Genomic DNA, 14,364 nt, shown 5'->3' with positions numbered 1-14,364 from the left:
CCTCAACCTTCCACCCAGCTGCGGATGAGATGAGCGGCGATGGCGCCGGGAGGAGGGGTGATCAGTCCGCCCGGATGGGTCCGGTCGAGCATCGACACCACCTCGTCGCGTGAGAACCACCGCCCGTCCTCCAGCTCGGCCCGGTCAAGGATAAAGTCATCCGAAAGCGCCTCGGCGTGACAGCCGATCATCAGGGAGTAGGGAAATGGCCAGGGCTGGCTCGCGTGATACAGCACCCGGCCGATCTTGAGGTTCGTTTCTTCGAAGGTTTCGCGTCGCACGGCGTTTTCGATCGTCTCGCCAGGTTCAATAAAGCCGGCCAGGCAAGAATACATGCCCGGACCGAAATGCGGCCCGCGCGCCAAGAGGCACTTGTCGCCGCGCACCACCATCATGATCGCCACGGGATCGGTCCGGGGAAAGTGTTGCGCCTCGCAGTTGGGGCAGGTTCGCCGGTAGCCGCCGTCACGCATGAGGGTCGCTGTGCCGCAGCGCCCGCAGTACTTGTTATTCTCGTTCCAGGTCAGGAGCGAAACCGCCTGGGCCATCGCGCCGAGCTGGTCGGGCGGGATGATGCCCTGCGTATAAACGGAGCGGTAGTCGATTGCCTGGACCGCCCCAGGCAGCGCAGAAAAATCAAAAGCGCTCGGTGCAGCAAGAATGGGCGCGTCGTCCTGCAGGCCGAGATAAACCGTGGAAGACCGCGCAGGCAGAAAAGGCGCTGCGTCCTTTAGCGTAAAGAAAGCATTGCCGTCAGCCACCAACACCTTACCTTGCCCGATCAGGAGCATCCGCGCATCGGCATTGGCTAGCGCAACATCGACGGCGTCGTCGCTGCGCTTTTCAGCGTGGCGGTTGATCCGGTTGCCGGCAAATCCGACGAAATGGCTGGGTTCCTTTTCCGGGACATCGAAAAGGCGAAACGACATGCTTGGAGCTCCAGAAACGGACCCGGGGGACAGGGCATTGATGATGTTGACGGATTAAATAGCGTTGAGTATGGCGCTGGCAAAGGCCCGGGCATCTTTTTCGCCGTAGGGCTCACGAGTGCCATGACCCCAGACCGGGCCGGGCCAGGCGGGATCGCCACTGTTGCGGGCAATCACATGAAGATGCAGTTGACGCACGATATTGCCGAGCGCGCCGGTGTTGATCTTTTCGCAATTCACGACCGATTTCAGGGCTTGCGCGGCAATGCCAGCCTCGAAAGTCAGAATGGTCTGGTCGAGCGGGGTCAATTCATGAATCTCGCATATCCCCGGCCGCTGCGGCACGAGGATGAGCCACGGCCAGCGGCGGTCATTCATAAGGCGCAGATCGCAGAGGCCCAGCCTTGCAATTGAATAGGTGTCTGCTGCAAGTTTGTTATCCAGAACAAAAGTCATGATCGATAAGAGATAACAGTTTTTTCGCGGTTTCGCTTGCTTTTTGCGCGCGGATTGACGATATGAGCCTCGGGAGGTTGGTGGTGGACGAGCCACTCGCCAACCGGGTCAGGTCCGGAAGGAAGCAGCCCCAACGAGCCAGGCACGGGTCGCCGTGCCAGCCTCCCACCTTTTCCTGTCACCTTGCCTGTGTCAAAGCCGTCCGCGGCATTGACGCTGCGGCGCATGCGGTTAGACTTCGTGAAGGGCAAGGGTCGGGAGCCTTAGCGCAGGAGCCAAACAGGACGCGATGGATACAAGAACGCCAGACAGCGCCTATCGCGTGCTCGCCCGCAAATACCGCCCGCAGAATTTCAACGATCTGATCGGCCAGGAGCCGATGGTCCGCACGCTGACCAATGCGTTCGAGACGGGGCGTATTGCCCAGGCCTGGATGCTCACCGGTGTACGCGGCGTTGGCAAGACGACGACGGCGCGCATTCTGGCGCGTGCACTCAACTACCAGACTGCCGATATCGACAAGCCGACGATAGACCTCACCGTTCCGGGCGAACATTGCCAGGCGATCATGGAAGGCCGTCACGTCGATGTCATCGAGATGGACGCGGCGTCGCACACGGGCATCGACGACATTCGTGAGATCATCGAGCAGGTGCGCTATCGCCCGGTCTCGGCGCGCTACAAGGTCTATATCATCGACGAAGTGCACATGCTGTCGAACCAGGCCTTCAATGGCCTGTTGAAGACGCTTGAAGAACCGCCGCCGCATGTGAAGTTCATTTTTGCAACGACTGAAATTCGCAAAGTGCCGATTACCGTGCTTTCGCGCTGTCAGCGGTTCGATCTTCGGCGCATCGATACCAGCGTCCTCGTTCGCCACCTGCAGAAAATCGCCGACCTTGAATCGATTGCCGTCGATGACGTTTCGCTCAGCATGATCGCGCGTGCCGGCGAGGGTTCGGTGCGCGATTCATTGTCGATCTTCGATCAGGCCATTGCCCATGGTGCGGGCCGTGTCGAGGCGGAAGCAGTGCGTTCGATGCTCGGCCTTGCCGATCGCGCCCGCATCATCGATCTCTTCGAAATGCTGATGCGCGGCGACGTCGCTTCGGCACTAAGGGAATTTCGTGCCCAGTATGATGTCGGCGCCGATCCTGCCGTGGTGCTGACGGACCTTGCCGATTTCAATCACCTGGTAACGCGCATACGGTTCACGCCCGATGTCGCCGACGACATTTCGCTTTCGGAAGACGAGAGGCTGCGTGGCAGGGATTTTGCCGAAAAGCTGTCGATCCGCGTCCTCTCGCGTACCTGGCAGATGCTGCTGAAAGGGATCACCGAGGTCGAGGAATCAAGCCGTCCAGTGCAGGCGGCGGAGATGTTGCTGATCCGCATTGCCCATGCCGCCGATCTTCCGACACTCGACGAGGCGCTGAAGTCCCTTGAGGACGGCGGCGTTCCGGCATCGCCGAATCGCGGCGATGGATCACGTCCGGGAAATGGTGGTGCGCCGACCGCGCGCGCAGGCCAGGTGGATGCGATGGCAACGCAACGTGGTGTCGTCACGTCCAATGGCGGCGCGACGATGCGTCTTGTCGAGCCTGCGCCGAAGTCCGAACCGAGCGTCGCTCCTCCATTGGTTGTCGAGCAGCCGCAGTCTCCAGCCGTACCCGTTGAAAACATCGAAGATATCGTGGCGCTTGCCGACAAGCACCGCGACATGCAATTCAAGATCATGGTCAAGAATTGCGTACGGCTTGTCAGCATGAAGCCCGGGCGGCTCGAAATCAACCTGACCGAAAACGCTCCAAAGTCCTTGCTGACGGATCTTTCGCAAAAGCTCAGCGAATGGACCGGTATTCGCTGGATGGTCTCGTTGTCGCGGGAACCGGGAAACGCTACGGTCAACGAGACAGAAACGGCCAAACGCGATACGCTGCTCAGCGATGCGCGCTCGGACCCGGATGTCGCCGCGATCCTTGCAAAATTTCCGGGCGCCAAGATCATCAACGTGCGCATTACGGCCCCGGCCGGACAGATGGATGATGCCGTCGCAGCGGGAGATGATACACTCGCACCGGTCGAAGAAGACGATTGACGAACAGGAGTTTTCCCCATGCGTGACATTATGGGCATGATGAAGCAGGCCAAGGAAATGCAGGCCAAGATGGCCGCCATGCAGGAAGAGATCGCGGCTCTGGAGGCCGAAGGTCATGCTGGCGGCGGCCTTGTCACCGTCAAGCTTTCGGGCAAGGGCGCGATGACGGCGCTCAGCATCGATCCGTCCCTTTTCAAGGAAGACGATATCGAAGTCATCGAAGACCTCATCATTGCCGCGCACAATGAGGCAAAGTCGAAAGTCGAGGCGATCATGGCTGAAAAGACGCAGGCTTTGACGGCCGGGCTTCCGATACCTCCCGGTTTCAAGCTTCCCTTCTAAGCGTAGTCTACAACTGGAAGCTTATTGGAAAGCGAGATCAACTCAGCTATATTGAGTTTGGAGTGGGAACGAGCTTTCGCCCGTCCCCGTTTCTTATCTGAATTGAACCCGGACGGTCCATGACCAGCTCGTCCGGGTTTTCTTCATGATAAGGCTGATACTCCACGGAAATTTCCGCATCGTTTCACTCCAAGTTCGAAAGCAAGGCTGTTGCCGCAGTCGGGGAGCCCATTCTCCCGATGCGCCGGCTGGTGCGGCGCTGCTGCTTTCGCCTTCGAACCGCGGCATCATCGTGGTGTAATTTCGAGATGGCAACGAATGCAGGGTTGTATCGCTTTTGGCATTCCGGCCGTCGAGGTTGTGCGCCCGCCAATTCCATAAATCGTCAAATTGCTCTAAACCGACGCTATGTCGAAACGAATCGCCGGTCCCGAAATCGAACGCCTGATCCAGCTCCTCGCCAAGGTGCCGGGGCTAGGGCCACGATCGGCGCGCAGGGCGGCGCTGCATCTCATCAAGAAGAAGGAAGCCTTGCTCATCCCGTTGGGTTCGGCGATGCAGGACGCCGCCGAAAAGGTGCGTGTCTGCTCGACCTGCGGCAATGTCGATACCGCCGATCCATGCATGATCTGCACCGATCCGCGTCGGGAACGCTCGACGCTAATCGTCGTCGAAGACGTCTCCGACCTCTGGGCGCTCGAGCGGGCGGGTTCGATGAACGTGCGATACCACGTGCTCGGCGGACGGCTGTCCCCACTTGATGGTATTGGCCCCGATGATCTCAACATCGCCTCGCTTGTCGGGCGGGTCGCTGAGGGCGAAATCAAGGAAGTCATCCTCGCCGTCAATGCCACGGTAGAGGGACAGACCACCGCCCATTACATCACCGATCAACTGGCCGGCTTCGATGTGCGGATTACCCGTCTTGCCCACGGTGTTCCGGTGGGCGGCGAACTCGATTACCTTGATGAAGGAACCCTGGCCGCCGCCTTGCGGGCCCGAACGTCGCTATAGGAGACGACTTGATCATGCGCCCATGGATGAATGCCCTCTGGGCGCTGATCGGACTGATCGTCATGCTTTACACGCCGGCAAGCCTCGCTGCGTCCAGGCCCCAGGTCGAAGCGCAGTTCCAACAATGGCTGGACAACGATCTATGGCCGGAAGCCAAGGCCAAGGGGATATCAAGGGCGACATTTGACGAGGCCCTCAAAGGCGTGACGCTTAACTTCGATCTGCCTGATCTTGTCATGCCCGGCGAGAAGCCGCAGACACCGCAAAAACAGGCACAGAGCGAATTCGGCTCCCCCGGAAAGTACTTCAACGACAAGACCGTCAACAACGTAACTTCCGGCGGGACGGCGCGTGCTGGCCAATATGCACGGATATTGCAGTCGGTCGAAAAGACATACGGCGTGCCCGGCGAGATTGTCCTCGCCATATGGGGCCGCGAAAGCGGCTTTGGCAGCGTCAAGATTCCGTATAATGCCTTTGCCGTCCTGGGGACCAAGACCTTCCTCGCAACGCGCAAGGACATGTTCCGCAAGGAGCTGCTTGCTGCGCTTGAAATTGTCGAGAAAGGCTATATTGGCGCCGGCAGCATGAAGAGTTCCTGGGCAGGCGCTCTCGGGCAGCCGCAATTCATGCCGACGTCCTACCTCGAGCATGCCGTTGATTTCGATGGCGACGGCAAGCGCGACATCTGGAACTCGGTGCCCGATACGCTGGGTTCGATCGCGCACTACCTTGCCCAATATGGCTGGCAGCGTGGCCGTGACTGGGGTTACGAGGTGACCGTCCCCGAGAGTGTCAGTTGCGCACTGGAAGGTCCAGACCAGGGCAAGCCGTTCAGCACCTGGGGAAAGCTTGGCATCAAACGTGTCAATGGCAGGCCATTCCCTGCGGCGGAGGCCAAGGGTGAAGGGTTTCTGCTGATGCCGGCCGGAAGGCACGGCCCTGCATTCATCGTCACGAAGAATTTCTACGTACTCAAGGAGTACAATATGAGCGATCTCTATGCGCTGTTCATCGGCCATGTAAGCGACCGCATCGCGAATGGCGCCGCGAACTTTACCGCAGGGTGGGGCGATGTCGGCGGGCTCTACCGGTCCGACATTGCGGCCCTGCAACGGGCGCTGGAGAAAAAGGGCTATGACGCTGGCGGCGCCGACGGATTTCCAGGGTTCAAGACGCGCCGCTCGATTGGCGATTGGCAATCGAAGCAGGGCATGGCGGCCACATGCTTCCCCGACAAGGCGCTGGTTGCTGCGATCCGCTAATGCCATCGCACATTGCCGGTCTGCCGTTTGACAGCCGTCCTCAAGGAGCGTCAAATCGCTTGCCTGAACAGGAGGTGCGGCAATGGCAGCCAATGAGCGTTCCAAGCACATCACCGAGGGCATAGCGCGGTCGCCCAATCGCGCGATGTATTATGCGCTCGGCTATGAAAAATCAGACTTCGCCAAGCCGATGATCGGCGTCGCCAATGGCCACTCGACCATTACTCCCTGCAATGCCGGCCTGCAGCCGCTCGCCGATGCGGCCGTCGCCGCAGTAAAGGCGGCAGGCGGCAATCCCCAGCTGTTCGGCACGCCGACCATTTCCGACGGCATGGCCATGGGCACCGAGGGGATGAAATATTCGCTGATATCGCGCGAGGTTATCGCCGACTGCATCGAGACGTGCGTCAACGGCCAGTGGATGGATGGCGTGCTCGTCATCGGCGGCTGCGACAAGAACATGCCGGGCGGCATGATTGCCATTGCCCGCACCAATGTCCCGGCAATCTATGTCTATGGCGGTACGATCAAGCCCGGCAGATGGAAGGGCAAGGATCTTTCCATCGTCTCGGCCTTCGAGGCGGTGGGCTCATACATGGCCGGCAAGATGAGCGAGGAGGATTTCGAGGGCATAGAGCGTCATGCCTGCCCGTCGACGGGCTCATGCGGCGGCATGTATACGGCCAACACCATGAGTTCGGCCTTCGAGGCGCTCGGCATGTCGCTGATGTATTCGTCGACTATGGCGAATCCCGACGCGGAGAAGATCGACAGCACGGCGGAATCAGCGCGGGTGCTCATCGAGGCGGTGCGCAAGAATATTCGCCCTCGGGACATCATCACCCGCAAGTCCATCGAAAATGCGGTGGCATTGATCATGGCGACAGGCGGCTCCACCAATGGCGTCCTGCATTTTCTAGCCATTGCCCATGCTGCGGAAGTCGAATGGACGCTCGACGATTTCGAGCGCGTGCGCCGCAAGGTTCCGGTCCTGTGCAACCTGCGTCCCTCCGGCCAGTACATGGCGGTCGACCTGCACAAGGCCGGCGGCATACCGCAGGTCCTGAAGCTGTTGCTGAATGCCGGCCTGTTGCACGGCGAGTGCCTGACCATCACGGGGCGCACATTGGCCGAAGAACTCGCCAATGTTCCGGACGCGCCCCCCGAGGGCCAGGACATCATCCGGCCGATCGCCAAGGCACTCTACAGTGAGGGCCATCTTGCGATCCTCAAGGGCAACCTTGCAACGGGCGGAGCGGTCGCCAAGATCACTGGGCTGAAAAATCCCGTCATCAAGGGACCTGCACGGGTGTTCGACGACGAGCAATCGGCGATGGACGCCATACTCTCCGACAAAATCAAACCGGGCGATGTCCTTGTGCTGCGCTACCTTGGCCCGCGCGGCGGTCCAGGCATGCCGGAAATGCTGGCACCCACATCGGCAATCATCGGTCGGGGCCTCGGAGAAAGCGTTGGTTTCATTACGGATGGGCGCTTTTCGGGCGGAACCTGGGGCATGGTGGTCGGGCATGTGACGCCGGAAGCCTTCGAAGGCGGCACCATCGCGCTTGTCGAGGAAGGCGACACTATCACGATCGATGCGCATAAGCAGTTGCTGCAACTCGAGGTCAGCGACGACGAGATCGAACGCCGGCGCAGCAACTGGAAGCAGCCACCGCCGCGTTATACGCGCGGTGTCCTCGCCAAATTCGCACAGTTGGCGAAATCGGCAAGCGAAGGCGCGGTAACCGGTTAGCAGCCACTGTTCCTTGGCGGAATACAGTCTGTCAAAGCGGCGCCGGTAGGAAACGCGTGTGCGACGTGCAATCTTGGTCTTTTCAACAGAAGATCAGGATTTAGCACATGCCGGCATTGGTGAATGGAGAATGGATCAAGGGCGATGTTGCCGCCAGCGAAATGAAGGATGGCGCGTTCCATCGCGAGGCGACGCATTTCCATAGCTGGATTACGCCGGATGGCGCGCCGGGTCCGTCCGGCCAACCCGGTCTGCCTGCCGAACCCGGACGCTATCAGCTTTTTGTCTCTTACCTCTGCCCCTGGGCGTCGCGCACACTGATCTTCCGCAGTTTGAAGGGCTTGCGCGAAATCATCCGCATGTCCGTCGCGGAGCCGGCAATTGGCGAAAATGGCTGGACCTTCGCGGACCCGCAGGACGCAGGGCCGAAGGCGCCGCCCATTCGCTATCTGCACCAGCTCTATACGGCGAGCGAGCCCAACTATACCGGCAAGGTTTCCGTTCCGGTGCTTTGGGACCGCAAGGAAGGGCGGATCGTCAACAACGAGTCAGCCGATATTATCCGCATCCTCAATACGGCATTCAACGAACTCACCGGCGACCACCAGGATTTCTATCCCGAACCTCTCCGCGCGGAAATCGACCGCTGGAACGGGCTCGTCTATGACAATGTCAATAATGGCGTCTATCGCGCCGGCTTTGCCAAATCGCAGGCGGCTTATGAAGATGCCGCCAGAAGCGTGTTCAAGGCCCTCGACAAGATCGAGGCGCATCTTGCCGATCATCGCTATCTCGCCGGGCAATATCTCACGGAAGCGGATTGGCGGCTGTTTGTAACGCTTGTGCGGTTTGACGCTGCCTATCATGGCGTCTTCAAGTGCAACATTCGCCGGATCGCCGATTACCACAACCTTTCCAACTATATGCGCGAACTTTACCAATGGCAGGACGTGCGCACGACGGTAAAGATCGACCACATCAAGGCCGGCTACTATTCGATTGCCCACATCAACCCGACACTCATTGTTCCGCTTGGACCGGACCAGAATTTCGATGCGCCGCACGACCGCGAGCACCTTTTGGGCAAGGGCATTTTCAAAGGATAGTCCGCCAGACCGCTTGCCATTTCCACTCATATGTGAAAATATTATTCACAAGAGAAGATATGGGAGGCAGTTATGGGACGCAACTGGAGCAATCCGCACGTTGAAAGCGTGCGGCAATGACCGGGTTTACGTCGACAGTCGGTGTTTCCTCGACGCATCCAAGAAACATGCCGGAGGCCCATGCAGCGCTGCCCGTATGGAACGCGGAAAACTGGTATTATGAGGATTGGCCTGTTGGTCAGAAGATACGATCGCTGCGGAGGACAATATCCGAAAGCGACAGCCACCTCTTCAACGTCCTCGTCACCGACATCCATCCCTATGTCCAGGACCAGATGTTCGCGGAAAGCGAGGGCATGTTCGGCAAGCGTCTGGTCGCAGGTGCCTTCGTCTTTTCCGCTGGCCTCGGCCTGGTAGCCACCAATTGCGTCAACGCTTTTTCTTACGGCTATGACAAGCTGCGGTTTATCAAGCCCGTCTTCCTGAACGACACGATCTATACGATCCGCACCAACCTCGACAAACGGCCGCGCTACAAGGACCTTGGCCTTATCCGCGCCAGCTATGAAGTCTTCAAGAATGAGGGCGAGCTCGTCCTCTACTGCGAACACCTGCAAACGGTGAAATACAAGAATCCTGCTGATTTTGTTGGAAAGACCGAAAAATAATGACTGCGAACGAATTGCCCCTGACAGGCCTGCTTGTCGTCGATATGAGCCAGTTTCTGTCGGGACCCTATGCCTCCCTGCGCCTGATGGATCTTGGCGCGCGTGTCATCAAGATCGAGCGGCCCGATGGGGGCGACCTTTCACGGCGCCTTTATCTCAGCGACACCGAAATCGGCGGGGATTCGACGATTTTCCATGCAATCAACCGCGCCAAGGAAAGCCTCGCGATCGATTTGAAGAACGAGGCTGACCTTAAGGCGCTGAAGGCGTTGCTCGCGCGTGCCGATGTGCTCATCCAGAACTTCAGGCCCGGCGTCATCCAGCGGCTGGGCCTTGATTATGAGGCAGTAAAGGCGATCAACCCACGTCTGGTCTATGCCAGCATCAGCGGTTACGGCGAGGAGGGGCCGTGGGTCTCGCGTCCCGGTCAGGACCTGTTGGCCCAGTCGCGTTCCGGCCTGATGTGGCTCAACGGCGATGAAAGCCAGGGGCCTGTGCCCTTCGGCCTCGCCGTCGGCGACATGCTTGCGGGGGCGGCGATCGTGCAGGGTATCCTCGCGGCCCTAGTGCGGCGGGGGATCAGCGGCGAGGGCGCCCATATCGAAACGAGCCTGATGGAATCACTGATCGATTTTCAGTTCGAGGTGCTGACAACACACCTCAATGATGGGCGCCGATTGCCGAAACGCTCCGATTTCCGCAGCGCGCACGCCTATCTTTCGGCACCCTATGGCGTCTATCAGACGAAAGACAGCTATCTCGCGCTCGCCATGACGCCGTTGCCCAAGCTCGCGGATCTCCTTGGTCTCGATGCGCTTGCTCCATACCGCGATCAGCCTGCAACCTGGTTTACGGCACGTGATGCGATCAAACGCATTATCGCTGAGAAGCTGGCGACCGAGCCAACCGATCACTGGCTCGCCATCCTCGAACCTGCGGATATATGGTGCGCGAAGGTGCTGAACTGGAAAGAGCTCCTGCAAAGCGAAGGGTTCAAGGTGCTCGATATGCTGCAGACGGTCGAGCGCGACGACAATGTGTCGATCGAGACAACGAGATCGCCGATCCGCGTCAATGGCAAGCGGGCCAAGTTCGATCGAGCCGCGCCACGCATCGGCGAGCATAGCGACCGGATTCGCAAGGAATTCGGGCTGTGAGCGACATTGTTCTCAAGGGGATGACGTGGAGCCATCCGCGCGGCTATGACCCGATGGTGGCTTGCTCGCAGCTCTGGAAAGAGAAGTCCGGCGTAACCGTCCAGTGGGAAAAACGCTCGCTGCAGGATTTCGAATCCTTTCCCGTGGATGAGCTTGCCCGCGCCTACGATCTGATCGTGATCGATCATCCGCATGTCGGGCAGATCACCGCGGAGAACTGCCTCCACCCGCTGGATGTTCCGGGCCGTGAGGCTGAGCGGAACGCGCTCATGACCGGCAGCGTCGGACAATCCTACCAGAGCTATTGCTGGCAGGATCGCCAATGGGCGTTCCCCATTGATACGGCGAGCCAGGTTCTGGCGTGGCGCCCAGACCTGCTCGACCGGCCGCCAACGACATGGGCAGAGGTGATGCGGCTCGCTCGCGAAGGCAAGGTGCTGCTGCCGCTGCGCCCGCCGCATACGCTGATGACGTTCTATACGCTCTGCGCCAATCTGGGTTCGCATTGCGCGACCACATTCGGTGACCTCGTAGCACCAGAGGCGGGTGCCAGGACATTCGAGATGATGCGCGAGATTTCAGCGCTGATCGATCCCGCCTGCTATGATATGGATCCGATCGCCGTGCTCGAACGGATGGCGCTACCGGAGGCGGACATTGCCTGTTCGCCATTGATTTACGGCTATGTCAGTTATGCGATCGAAGGTTTCAGGCCCTCGCTGATTGCTTTCGCCGACATCGCAGATGCGGGTGGAAATGGTCCTATTGGATCAGCGCTTGGCGGTACCGGCATTGCCGTTTCCGCATTTTCTGCGCATCGCGATGCCGCGAGCGACTTTGCCTATTGGATCGCAAGCGGCGATGTTCAGCGCGGTCCCTATGCCGCGGCCGGCGGGCAACCGGGCCACGCCGCGGCCTGGGAGGATGCTGCGGTAAATGCCGCAACGACCGATTTTTATGCCGCAACCCGAAGGACACTCGAGTCCGCTTGGGTCAGACCCCGGCACAATGGCTACATGGCATTTCAGCAGAAGGCCTCCGACCGTATCAATGCTGGGCTCATGAATGGACATGATGCGGCAGCCGTTGTGGCGGATTTGAACCGACTGTTCCGGGATAGCTTCTTGGCTTAAGGGCTACATGTTCCGGCGCATTTGGCCCGCGCGCCCGTAAGCGCCAGGGCAGATGCCGATGCCGCGCTGGCAATCGACCGGGCTTGACTGGGCCACATCCGGCGGCCGCGGCGACCAGGACGCATAGGTTCCACCGCCGCAGGCGCTCAAGACGAGACTGCTGAGCAAAGTGGCAAGGGTCATGAATTTCATTCTCGGCCTCGGCTGCAAGATTCCTCGCAGCCTGATAGCCGGAAACTGCGTTGAAAGTCAAAGTTGCAATTAGTAGCGCGCTCTACCCAAGGTGGGCTTGAAGGCATTATGCGACGCGCTGCTCGGTGCCATCCTTGGTTCCGCTGACCGTTGGATGCGAGTTCACCGCAATCACAACCGCCAGCGCGGCAAGCGAATTGATATCGCGATTGCCGCGGTTGAAAGCCGTCATTACGGTTTCGGCAATGACCTTCGCCTCTTCATCCGAACTGGACTTGACCACGAGCGTCGCAGCGGCCTTGTCGTAGGCTGCTTGCATGATGTCCCAGTCATCTTGAGAGTACATTGGATTCAGAGGGTTATCGAAAGCCATGGAGGTGTTCCTCTTCATTATTATTGCTCCAGCGACGGCGAGAATCGTAATCGCTGGATTGTGGCATGGCAAATCGAAACGGATTTTCAGGTTATTTAAAGGGCTTACCGCAGAGCAGCAATGAAATGCGCGCTGCGAAATGTGGCAGACGCGCTCATTCAATCGAATTCATTACAAGGGGAACCGACGCTAAAGCGTCGGCTCGGCTTCGCTGCGCTCGCGGATGGCACGCGACAGGCGCGACCAGCGCGGGCTGAACCATGGGGTCAGCAACGACACTTTATCGAAGCGCTGGCGGTTGAAGGAAGGGTCGTGCTCCTCGAACGTCCAGACCTTGAAATTGGTCAACTCATGCGGTCCGAACGTATGGATCAACGGGATATCGGCAGCGTCGCGGCCGCGCGCGACCACGATGCGCCCGATGCGACGCTGGTTGTGACGGGCGTCGAACGTGTGCCACCTGTCGCCGAGGAAAACCTCGATCCAGGCGTTGAAATCCATTGGCGCCGGGTCGGCCGGCACACCGATATCACCCATATAGCCGTTCACGTAGCGTGCCGGAATATTCATGCAGCGGCAAAGCGCAACGGCAAGATGGGCGAAGTCACGGCAAACGCCAACCCGTTCCTCATGTGCCTGGGCCGCGGTGCGTGTCGAGCGGGCAAAGCCATAGCTGAAGGTGAGCCGCTGGTTGACGTAGTCGCAGATCGACTGAACGCGGGTCCAGCCCGGCTTTATATGGCCGAAAAGGTTCCACGCAAGCTGGCTCAGTTCGTCCGTCTCACAATAGCGGCTAGCGGAAAGGTAGGCGAGGCATTCGGTCGGAAGCTTGTCGACCGTGATCTCGGCAGCATCTTCATGAACCGGATCCGGGAGGCCGTCGTCCTTGACCACGGCATCATAAGTCAAGGTGAGATTCCCAGCCGGCGCGAGAAGGCGGATAGCGGTATTGCCAAACAGATCCTTGAATTTTTCAAGCTTCAGGTCCGGGCTTGCCACCGGGCCATTCTCGCACTTGATATCGGCAGTCCGCGCCGATTCGAGATTGAGATAGGTGGTCATTGGAGTGGGCTGGTTGCACCTAATGGCAATCTCATAACCGACACGTATCAACATTGGCATATCCTTTAATGTTTGGAGGACAACGCCGCTTTTCCGTTAGAGTTCCGCATCCAATCATTAAAATACGATGGCAAGCTGAAGAGCGAATGCGGCTCGGATTCCGGTCCCGCCGGTCATATTCAGCATTTATTGACCATAGACCCATAGGATTTGAAACAAAAGCCTTCCGACCCCTTTATAGGGTCATGGATGTCGAAGCATGGAGTGAAAATGATGGCGCCAGCTTCAGAGCCGATTGGAAGTATTATGACTGGAAAACGAGTGGCTAAGCCTCATCCTACGGCAAGCGTCGTCCGCGACCAGCTTCAGCGCCCGGAATTCCAGCACGCTATCCGCACCACCAGCGCCGCCAGGGTCGAAAAGAAGATGCCCAAGCAATTCCTGGACTTGCTGGAACAACTGGACATCGCCGAAACCCGCAACAAGAAACGCAGCTGATCGCTTACCCCTGACGATAGACTAGGTTGCCGTGCATGTCCGGATGGGCGATGCGCCCCGATTTCGTGTAATTGATAAAGCTGCCAAACCCCAATGCGAAGACAAGGAAAATGGCAAATACGATGCCAAGACGTTGAACAAGCATGACAAAATTTCCCCAGTGACCTCTTGAAAATAGACAAGGGCATCTGAACGCTGGCTGAACCATCCATTCACCTGGCGGTTCAAATAATTGCCGAATTCTTCCCCCGTGCGCGCACCGCGCGTGACGCTGAAACGCCGCTGATCTATGCTTCGCGCAAAATTGTATGATCC

At 58.9% G+C, this 14,364-nt stretch carries 15 protein-coding genes, 1 other RNA gene and 1 pseudogene; 11 read left to right on the top strand and 6 right to left on the bottom strand.

What is annotated here, in order from left to right; genetic code table 11:
- Positions 1 to 2: 2 nt before the first annotated feature.
- Entirely contained in the window at positions 3 to 929 is a 927-nt protein-coding gene (gene nudC, locus BM074_RS03890) for an NAD(+) diphosphatase (protein WP_091919870.1), read from the bottom strand.
- Between the two features lie 54 nt (positions 930 to 983).
- Complete coding sequence (locus tag BM074_RS03885) at positions 984 to 1,388, bottom strand: HIT domain-containing protein (protein ID WP_091921432.1); 405 nt, start codon at positions 1,386 to 1,388, stop codon at positions 984 to 986.
- Between the two features lie 69 nt (positions 1,389 to 1,457).
- Here BM074_RS03885 and ffs point away from each other — a divergent pair.
- From ffs to BM074_RS03835, 10 genes and pseudogenes are all read left to right on the top strand, one after another.
- Positions 1,458 to 1,554: signal recognition particle sRNA small type (gene ffs, locus BM074_RS03880), an RNA gene on the top strand.
- A 117-nt stretch (positions 1,555 to 1,671) separates the two neighbouring features.
- Positions 1,672 to 3,483: pseudogene (locus tag BM074_RS03875) on the top strand (DNA polymerase III subunit gamma/tau); the annotation flags it as partial.
- An 18-nt stretch (positions 3,484 to 3,501) separates the two neighbouring features.
- Positions 3,502 to 3,825: a YbaB/EbfC family nucleoid-associated protein gene (locus tag BM074_RS03870; protein WP_027230406.1), complete on the top strand. Its 324-nt coding sequence runs from the start codon at positions 3,502 to 3,504 to the stop codon at positions 3,823 to 3,825.
- A 408-nt stretch (positions 3,826 to 4,233) separates the two neighbouring features.
- Positions 4,234 to 4,839: a recombination mediator RecR gene (recR, locus tag BM074_RS03865; protein ID WP_027230405.1), complete on the top strand. Its 606-nt coding sequence runs from the start codon at positions 4,234 to 4,236 to the stop codon at positions 4,837 to 4,839.
- 14 nt (positions 4,840 to 4,853) lie between these two features.
- The gene (locus tag BM074_RS03860; RefSeq protein ID WP_091919867.1) at positions 4,854 to 6,104 is read left to right on the top strand and encodes a lytic murein transglycosylase; all 1,251 of its coding nucleotides are present in this window, start codon (positions 4,854 to 4,856) and stop codon (positions 6,102 to 6,104) included.
- A gap of 82 nt (positions 6,105 to 6,186) precedes the next feature.
- Positions 6,187 to 7,860, top strand: a complete 1,674-nt coding sequence (ilvD, locus tag BM074_RS03855) for a dihydroxy-acid dehydratase (protein ID WP_091919865.1) — start codon at positions 6,187 to 6,189, stop codon at positions 7,858 to 7,860.
- A 107-nt stretch (positions 7,861 to 7,967) separates the two neighbouring features.
- Complete coding sequence (locus BM074_RS03850) at positions 7,968 to 8,966, top strand: glutathione S-transferase family protein (RefSeq protein WP_091919863.1); 999 nt, start codon at positions 7,968 to 7,970, stop codon at positions 8,964 to 8,966.
- Between the two features lie 116 nt (positions 8,967 to 9,082).
- Positions 9,083 to 9,634 carry a MaoC family dehydratase gene (locus tag BM074_RS03845; protein WP_091919861.1) on the top strand — a complete coding sequence of 184 codons (552 nt, stop codon included), beginning with the start codon at positions 9,083 to 9,085 and terminating at the stop codon, positions 9,632 to 9,634.
- A complete protein-coding gene (locus tag BM074_RS03840) occupies positions 9,631 to 10,791 on the top strand; it encodes a CaiB/BaiF CoA transferase family protein (RefSeq protein WP_091919860.1) in 1,161 nt (386 codons plus the stop codon). Before BM074_RS03845 ends, BM074_RS03840 begins: the two co-directional genes overlap by 4 nt.
- A gap of 20 nt (positions 10,792 to 10,811) precedes the next feature.
- A complete protein-coding gene (locus tag BM074_RS03835; protein ID WP_091921431.1) occupies positions 10,812 to 11,924 on the top strand; it encodes an extracellular solute-binding protein in 1,113 nt (370 codons plus the stop codon).
- Between the two features lie 3 nt (positions 11,925 to 11,927).
- On the opposite strand, the gene BM074_RS03830 is transcribed toward BM074_RS03835, so the two are convergent.
- The 3 genes from BM074_RS03830 to BM074_RS03820 all read right to left on the bottom strand — a co-directional run bounded on the left by BM074_RS03830 (position 11,928) and on the right by BM074_RS03820 (position 13,605).
- Positions 11,928 to 12,116 (bottom strand): hypothetical protein, encoded by a 189-nt coding sequence (locus BM074_RS03830; RefSeq protein WP_027230398.1) that lies wholly within the window; start codon positions 12,114 to 12,116, stop codon positions 11,928 to 11,930.
- A 106-nt stretch (positions 12,117 to 12,222) separates the two neighbouring features.
- Positions 12,223 to 12,489: a hypothetical protein gene (locus BM074_RS03825; RefSeq protein ID WP_027230397.1), complete on the bottom strand. Its 267-nt coding sequence runs from the start codon at positions 12,487 to 12,489 to the stop codon at positions 12,223 to 12,225.
- Between the two features lie 189 nt (positions 12,490 to 12,678).
- A complete protein-coding gene (locus BM074_RS03820) occupies positions 12,679 to 13,605 on the bottom strand; it encodes a transglutaminase-like domain-containing protein (RefSeq protein ID WP_091921429.1) in 927 nt (308 codons plus the stop codon).
- A 267-nt stretch (positions 13,606 to 13,872) separates the two neighbouring features.
- On the opposite strand from BM074_RS03820, the gene BM074_RS22950 reads away from it, so the two are divergent.
- Positions 13,873 to 14,049 carry a hypothetical protein gene (locus tag BM074_RS22950; protein ID WP_153666449.1) on the top strand — a complete coding sequence of 59 codons (177 nt, stop codon included), beginning with the start codon at positions 13,873 to 13,875 and terminating at the stop codon, positions 14,047 to 14,049.
- Positions 14,050 to 14,053: 4 nt separating this feature from the next.
- Here BM074_RS22950 and BM074_RS22945 read toward each other — a convergent pair whose 3' ends face one another.
- On the bottom strand, positions 14,054 to 14,194 hold the full coding sequence (locus tag BM074_RS22945; protein WP_153666448.1) for a hypothetical protein: 141 nt from the start codon (positions 14,192 to 14,194) through the stop codon (positions 14,054 to 14,056).
- Positions 14,195 to 14,364 lie beyond the last annotated feature (170 nt).

It is taken from the genome of Phyllobacterium sp. CL33Tsu (assembly GCF_900113985.1).
GTDB classification, from domain to species: domain Bacteria; phylum Pseudomonadota; class Alphaproteobacteria; order Rhizobiales; family Rhizobiaceae; genus Phyllobacterium; species Phyllobacterium pellucidum.
The sequence above is the reverse complement of the archived record's forward strand: the minus strand, read 5'-3'. Positions and strand labels throughout refer to the sequence as shown.

Excerpts from the sequence above, each read along its gene's own strand:
- recR (WP_027230405.1), top strand. The coding sequence starts at position 4,234 with ATGTCGAAACGAATCGCCGGTCCCGAAATCGAACGCCTGATCCAGCTC.
- BM074_RS22945 (WP_153666448.1), bottom strand. The coding sequence starts at position 14,194 with ATGCTTGTTCAACGTCTTGGCATCGTATTTGCCATTTTCCTTGTCTTC.
- BM074_RS03835 (WP_091921431.1), top strand. The coding sequence starts at position 10,812 with ATGACGTGGAGCCATCCGCGCGGCTATGACCCGATGGTGGCTTGCTCG.
- BM074_RS03820 (WP_091921429.1), bottom strand. The coding sequence starts at position 13,605 with ATGTTGATACGTGTCGGTTATGAGATTGCCATTAGGTGCAACCAGCCC.
- ilvD (WP_091919865.1), top strand. The coding sequence starts at position 6,187 with ATGGCAGCCAATGAGCGTTCCAAGCACATCACCGAGGGCATAGCGCGG.
- BM074_RS03845 (WP_091919861.1), top strand. The coding sequence starts at position 9,083 with ATGACCGGGTTTACGTCGACAGTCGGTGTTTCCTCGACGCATCCAAGA.
- BM074_RS03860 (WP_091919867.1), top strand. The coding sequence starts at position 4,854 with ATGCGCCCATGGATGAATGCCCTCTGGGCGCTGATCGGACTGATCGTC.
- nudC (WP_091919870.1), bottom strand. The coding sequence starts at position 929 with ATGTCGTTTCGCCTTTTCGATGTCCCGGAAAAGGAACCCAGCCATTTC.
- BM074_RS03825 (WP_027230397.1), bottom strand. The coding sequence starts at position 12,489 with ATGGCTTTCGATAACCCTCTGAATCCAATGTACTCTCAAGATGACTGG.
- BM074_RS03830 (WP_027230398.1), bottom strand. The coding sequence starts at position 12,116 with ATGAAATTCATGACCCTTGCCACTTTGCTCAGCAGTCTCGTCTTGAGC.
- BM074_RS03850 (WP_091919863.1), top strand. The coding sequence starts at position 7,968 with ATGCCGGCATTGGTGAATGGAGAATGGATCAAGGGCGATGTTGCCGCC.
- BM074_RS03870 (WP_027230406.1), top strand. The coding sequence starts at position 3,502 with ATGCGTGACATTATGGGCATGATGAAGCAGGCCAAGGAAATGCAGGCC.